The sequence below is a fragment of the Saccharomonospora saliphila YIM 90502 genome, assembly GCF_000383795.1.
Lineage (GTDB): Bacteria > Actinomycetota > Actinomycetes > Mycobacteriales > Pseudonocardiaceae > Saccharomonospora > Saccharomonospora saliphila.
On sequence record NZ_KB912640.1, the window covers coordinates 87,730 to 93,707 of the forward strand.

Genomic DNA, 5,978 nt, shown 5'->3' on the forward strand with positions numbered 1-5,978 from the left:
CACGCGCGGCACACCGGCCGCGAGCACACCGCCCAGCGGGCCCGCGAGGTCCCGCCTGCCGCGTTCCTTGTAGGCCAGCACCAACCGGCGTGCCGCCCCGTCGTAGCGCGCCAGCGCGTACACCCTGGGGCCGTGGGCGAACGGCCATGCCCGCGCCAGCTCCCCCGAGCATCCGGGACAGCATGCGGAGCCGGGCTCACCGCAGACCGCGCACCGCGCCGGGATCAGCAGGTCGAGTGCCGCCGTGCCCACGGAGCGAGCCAGCCGCAGAGCCTCACGAGTCACCACGGAGGCCGAGCATGCCCGTCACCCCCGACAGTTCCCCACTCACCGCACACCACGCCCCACCGCCCCGCGGAGATCCCAGCGGGAACGCACCGGCCGGGCAGTGCGTGAAAGACCAGAGGGCGGAGGCCTCAGCCGGGGTAGAAGGGCTCGGCGTCCGGCTCGCTCCGCGGATGCGGCACCCACACCGCGCCCACCTCGCCCGCGGTCCACAGTCCGTGCGCGTCGGCCACCACGATCTGCCTCCCGGGCGCGGCGGTGATCGCCTTCATCGGCGACTCGAGATTCGAGCTGTTGAACTGGTCGAGCTGGAATCCGTCGACCGAGACCCGGACCACCGGCGCCCACTCCGACGCGGTGGCCACGACCAGCGTGTCCTGCGCGGCCCAGTCCACGTCGACCGCCGAGGTGAGCACATCGCCCTTGTACACCCGGGGGGCCCGCAGCGTCACCTCCGAGTTGGTCCGCACCACCGAGGCGACGATGAGGTTTCCGCCCTTGACCAAGGCAACCCGTGCGCCGTCACGGGACAACCGCAGCGCGGTGATCGGCCCGTCACCCGGCAGCTCCCCCACACTGACCCGCCGGGCCACCCACCCGTCGTCGGGCGCGCGCCGCACACGCACCAGGCGTTCCTCGTCGACCACCGTCCACAGCTCGCTCGACTTGGACTCGTCGTTCGACGGTGGACGCCACGTCGGCCGCGTCATGGACCGTGCCGTCATGTCCTCGACGACCTGGCCGGCCCTGCCGTAGTCACCCACGCGCAGCCGCACCTCGTCCCCGACCCGCTCGACGACCGCGAGTTGCTGGCCGTTGATCGACTGCGCCGCGTGCCGCACGTCGTAGGCCCCCGCACCGGCCGGGCCGTCGACCGGCGCGCCCGAGCCGAGCGAGTACACCCGGCCGTTCACCGTCATCAGCCCCGGCAGTTCCGAGCTCGGCGACACGACCGACTCGTAGGCCGGGAGGTCGGCGGGCCTCCAGTCGCTTTGGCCGGGCACCAGCGCGGTCCCGTCCGAGAGCAGTCGGACCCGGCTGGTGGTCACGTGCTGCAACGACCGCACCACCTGCGCGACCATGAGCTGTCTGTCCTGCTCGCCGCGCTCGGCGACCCCGGTCAGCGGCACGACGAGCGCGCCGTCGCTGGCGACCGTGACGTTGCTGTCGAGCGAAGCGGACTCGCCGAGCGGATTGCGCACCGCGCCCGCCAGCCCTTTCGACGGTCCCGCGAGCAGCAGGTCGAGCACGCGAGCCGGGAGGCCGGACTGCGGCTTCGCCACGACGTAGCGGGGGTCGGGGACCAGCGCGGTGGAGTCCGGCGAGAAGAAGTAGGCCGAGACCTCGAAGTAGGCGTCCGCGAAGTCGGTCGTGGTGATCATGATGGTGCCCGGCGGCTCGACGATGCGCCACTCGCCGTCGGCTTGCTTGCGCAGGCGGACCGGTTCCCGGATGTCCTCGTTCGACGACACGAACGCGTTGTCGGAGGCCAGCCTGCCCACCTGGGAGGCACGCAACGCCACCAGCCGTTCGTTCGGGTTCTCCGGCTGCTCGTCCTCGCCGAGGAAGACGGTGCCGAACTCGTCCCGGATGACGGTCAGGCTGCTGTCCGGCCGCCACTGCTCGCGCGCCCGTTCGCCGAGGTAGGCCTGGGAAGCGGCGTGGTCGTTGGCGGGCTGGGCGCTGGCCCGCACGAACTCGCGCACGACCGAGAGCGGGTCCAGCCCTGCCTCCGGCTCGGGGATCTCCTGGGTGGGCTGACCGTTGCCCTCCTGCGGGATCGCCTTCGGTTGCGACTGGGTCGGGATGGCCGCGCAGCCGGTGACCAGCAGTGCGCAGGCGAGGAGTGCGCCGACGATCCTTCCGCGCGGACGCGGGGCCGGGTCCGCCGTTGTGTTCACCGCACCTCCTCGTGCTCGACCGCCGCTTCGTCCGAACCGGGTCCGGCCCGGTTCCCACCTGGGCCGTCCTGCCGTGCGCCGGGCTCCCCGGCGGGGACGGAGGCGCCGGTCTCGCCGGTACCGCCGACTCCCGCGTCCGCGCCACCGGGGTCACCGGCGTCGGCGCCACCGACGTCATCGGCGCCACCGGTTTCGCCGGTGTTCTCGTCGCCGGAGCCGGCCCGCGAGGCCCGGGAAGCCGGGTCGGGCGGGTCGGGCGGCAGCTCGGCCGGGCTGCCCTCGAGCTCGTGGTCGAGCTCGCGCGGCAGTGTCAGACGGAAGCAGGAGCCGTGCCCGGGTTCGCCCCAGGCCTCCAGCCAGCCGCCGTGCAGCCGTGCGTCCTCGTGGCTGATCGCCAACCCGAGTCCCGTACCGCCGGTGCGCCGGTTCCGGGACGGGTCGGCACGCCAGAACCGGTTGAACACGAGATCGGCCTCGCCCGGGCGCAGCCCCACCCCGTAGTCGCGGACCGTGAACGCCACCGCGTGGTCGTCGGCGTCCAGCCGCAACCGCACCGGGTGCCCGTCGCCGTGGTCGACGGCGTTGGCGAGCAGGTTGCGCAGGATGCGCTCGACCCTGCGGGCGTCGATCTCGGCACGCACCTCCTCCTCCGGCAGGTCGAGTTCGATGGCGCTGCCGGTACTGCCCGCGATGGCGCTGACCTGCTCGACGGCGCGGTGTGCCACGGGGCGGACATCCCCGCGCTCGGCGGCGAGGTCTTCCACGCCCGCGTCGAGCCGGGAAATCTCCAGCAGGTCGTGCAACAGGGCCTCGAACCGGTCGAGCTCGTCGACCAGCAGCTCGGCCGAGCGGGAGAGCCCGGTGGGGAACTCCTCGCGGGAGGCGTGCAGCACGTCCGCCGCCATGCGCACGGTGGTCAGCGGGGTGCGCAGCTCGTGCGAGACGTCGGAGGTGAACCGCCGTTGCAGTTGGCCGAACTCCTCGAGCTGACGGATCTGCTCCTGGATGTTCGCGGCCATCTCGTTGTACGACTGCCCGAGCTTGGCGAGGTCGTCCTCGCCGCTCACGTCCAGCCGTCTGTCCAGGTCGCCACCGGCGAAATCCTCGGTGGCGGCCACGGCACGGCGCACCGGGGTGACCACCTGGTGCGTGACCATGTTCGTGATCCCCGCCAGCAGCACCAGCAACGCGAGCCCGGCCACGAGCATGGTGTTCTGCACCGTCGTGACGGTGTTCTGCTCGGTGGACAGCGGGAACAGCAGGTAGAGCTGGATCGGCCGGGTCGCCGTGGTCACCGGGGCCGCGACGATCAGGTACGTCGAGCCGTCGGCGGTGGTGTGGAACTGCCGGGCCGTCTGGTTGTTCGTCGCGTAGTTGCTCAGCCGGGGCGGAACCTTGTCGTAGGGGCCCGCGTGCACGGGTATCTCGCTGGTCCGCTCGGCGTCGCCCGCGACCAGGACCGGCTCGAAGGCCCCCGCCGAGGAGTTCTCGGTGTCCTGGGTGGCGACCGAGGTGTTGGTGATGCTCTTGAGCGCGTTGTTCAGCCGGTTACGCAGCGCGTCGTCGGCGCCGGCGTCGCCGACCAGCTCGTTCTCGGCCGTCCGCACCGCGACGCGGAGCTGGTTCAGCGCCGCGCGCTCCTTCGTGTCCATGAGGCGCTCGACGATCTGGTTCTGCAGGACCATGCCCAGGACGAACACCACCGCCGACGACAACGCCAGGGTGGACATCGTCACGCGGAACCGGAGCGAACGGTGCCACACCTCACCGAACGCCGCCGACCTGCGCCTGCCGAACGCCGCCGCACGACCGGCAAGGGAGAGCGCGGACCGGCCCACGGACGCCAGTCGAAGTCTCATGCCCGTCCCGGTGTCCCTACGACCACGGCCGGCGCGAATCACCGTGCCCGGGACCCGTGGCCACCGTCTGTGACACCGTCACCTCCATCCGACGGCCTTGCTCGCCCTGTCCTCCGGCGAGCCCGTGCTCGCCCTGTCCTCCGGCGAGCCCGTTCGCTGATTGTGCCGGTCCGTCCCGGAGGGACGGCCGCGCAGGCCCCTCACGGTGGGCCCGCCTTGTACCCGACACCCCGTACGGTCAGCACGACCTCGGGGTGTTCAGGGTCCTTCTCCACCTTCGACCGCAGCCGCTGGACGTGGACGTTGACCAGCCGGGTGTCGGCCGCGTGGCGGTAGCCCCAGACCTGTTCGAGCAGCACCTCGCGGGTGAACACCTGCCGGGGCTTGCGCGCCAGCGCCACCAGCAGGTCGAACTCGAGCGGGGTCAGCGCGATCGACTCGCCGTCCCTGGTGACCTCGTGCCCGGGCACGTCGATGGTGAGGTCCCCGATCACGAGCTGCTCGGCGGGCTCTGACTCGGTGCGCCGCATGCGGGCCCGCACACGCGCCACGAGTTCCTTCGGCTTGAACGGCTTGACCACGTAGTCGTCGGCGCCCGATTCGAGGCCGAGCACGATGTCGACCGTGTCACTCTTGGCGGTCAGCATCACCACGGGCACGCCCGACTCCGCGCGGATGGCCTTGCACACGTCGATGCCGTTCATCCCGGGCAGCATGAGGTCGAGCAGCACCAGGTCCGGCTTCAGCTCACGCAACGCGGGAAGCGCGCGCGAGCCGTCGGACACCACGGTGGTGTCGAAGCCCTCTCCGCGCAGCACGATGGTCAGCATTTCCGCCAGGGCGGGATCGTCGTCGACAACCAGGACACGCGCCTTCATGCGGAACATAGTCGCACTGCCCGTCTCGCGGGACGTGCACGGCCCGCCGGGACGGGCACCGAATGGCGCCGTCGGCACATCGAAAGCACGGGGAGGGGAGCTTTCGGGGAGCGCATGATTTACGATGACGTGACCTGCGTCCTTGCGTCGACCGTTACTGTTGCGTCATGCGGAACTCCGAAGGGGCCAACAGCACCGCCAGCCCCGTCCAGTCCGTCGACCGGGCTATCACCGTGCTGGAACTGCTCGCCCGCGAGGGCGAAGCGGGAATCACGGACATCGCCGCCGAGCTGGGCGTGCACAAGTCGACGGCGTCGAGGCTCGTCAGCGCCCTCGAGGTGCGCAACCTGGTTGAGCAGCTCGGCGAACGCGGGAAGTACGCGATCGGCTTCGGCGTCGTGCGGCTCGCCGGTGCGGCGACCGGCAGGATGGACCTCGCCAAGCTCGGCAACCAGACCTGCCAAACACTGGCCGACGCGCTCGGCGAGACGGTCAACATCGCCGTGGCCGACGGCGGCGTGGCGATCAACATCAGCCAGGCGTTCGGGTCCGCGGCCGTCACCGCGCAGAACTGGACCGGACGGCGCACCCCGCTGCACGCCACGTCGAGCGGCAAGGTCCTGCTCGCCTACATGACCGCCGACGACCGCGATCCGCTCCTGCGGCACCGGCTCGAGCAGTACACCCCCCGCACCACGGTGACGCCCCGGGAGCTGCGCGAGGAGCTGGAGCAGGTCGTGCACGACGGTTTCGCGGCCTCGTTCGAGGAGTACGAGGTCGGCATGCACGCGGTGGCCGTGCCGATCTACGGCGCCGACGGAGCGGTCACCGCCGCGCTGTCCGCTTCCGGCCCCGCCTACCGGCTCTCCCGCGAGCGAATCCGGCAGGTCGTGCGGCCGATGACCGACGCCGCGGCTGAGCTGTCCGGACAGCTCGGCCACTTCCCGCGGTAGCCGCCCCGTCCGGCCCGGTTCCGGACGCGGGAAGGCCACCGCTACGGGCGCGGGGCCTGCCCGCCCGTGCGCCGCAGGAGGACGACCCGGTGCCGACGCGTG

General features: G+C 71.8%; 5 protein-coding genes. 1 reads left to right on the forward strand and 4 read right to left on the reverse strand.

Annotation, left to right across the window (positions count from 1 at the left end; translation table 11 throughout):
- From SACSA_RS25745 to mtrA, 4 genes are all read right to left on the reverse strand, one after another.
- Positions 1-288: ComF family protein (locus tag SACSA_RS25745; RefSeq protein ID WP_408640268.1), on the reverse strand; the 288-nt coding region annotated here is incomplete at its 3' end.
- Between the two features lie 128 nt (positions 289-416).
- Positions 417-2,186, reverse strand: a complete 1,770-nt coding sequence (locus SACSA_RS0105505; RefSeq protein WP_019814171.1) for an LpqB family beta-propeller domain-containing protein — start codon at positions 2,184-2,186, stop codon at positions 417-419.
- Positions 2,183-4,045: an MtrAB system histidine kinase MtrB gene (gene mtrB, locus SACSA_RS0105510; RefSeq protein ID WP_028661573.1), complete on the reverse strand. Its 1,863-nt coding sequence runs from the start codon at positions 4,043-4,045 to the stop codon at positions 2,183-2,185. The genes SACSA_RS0105505 and mtrB overlap by 4 nt, the downstream gene beginning before the upstream one ends.
- Positions 4,046-4,245: 200 nt before the next feature.
- On the reverse strand, positions 4,246-4,923 hold the full coding sequence (gene mtrA / locus SACSA_RS0105515; protein WP_028661574.1) for an MtrAB system response regulator MtrA: 678 nt from the start codon (positions 4,921-4,923) through the stop codon (positions 4,246-4,248).
- 167 nt (positions 4,924-5,090) lie between these two features.
- On the opposite strand from mtrA, the gene SACSA_RS0105520 reads away from it, so the two are divergent.
- Positions 5,091-5,876, forward strand: a complete 786-nt coding sequence (locus SACSA_RS0105520) for an IclR family transcriptional regulator (protein ID WP_019814174.1) — start codon at positions 5,091-5,093, stop codon at positions 5,874-5,876.
- Positions 5,877-5,978: the final 102 nt, after the last annotated feature.

Coding starts and splice junctions, on each gene's coding strand:
- mtrB (WP_028661573.1), bottom strand. CDS start 4,045: ATGAGACTTCGACTGGCGTCCGTGGGCCGGTCCGCGCTCTCCCTTGCC.
- mtrA (WP_028661574.1), bottom strand. CDS start 4,923: ATGAAGGCGCGTGTCCTGGTTGTCGACGACGATCCCGCCCTGGCGGAA.
- SACSA_RS0105520 (WP_019814174.1), top strand. CDS start 5,091: ATGCGGAACTCCGAAGGGGCCAACAGCACCGCCAGCCCCGTCCAGTCC.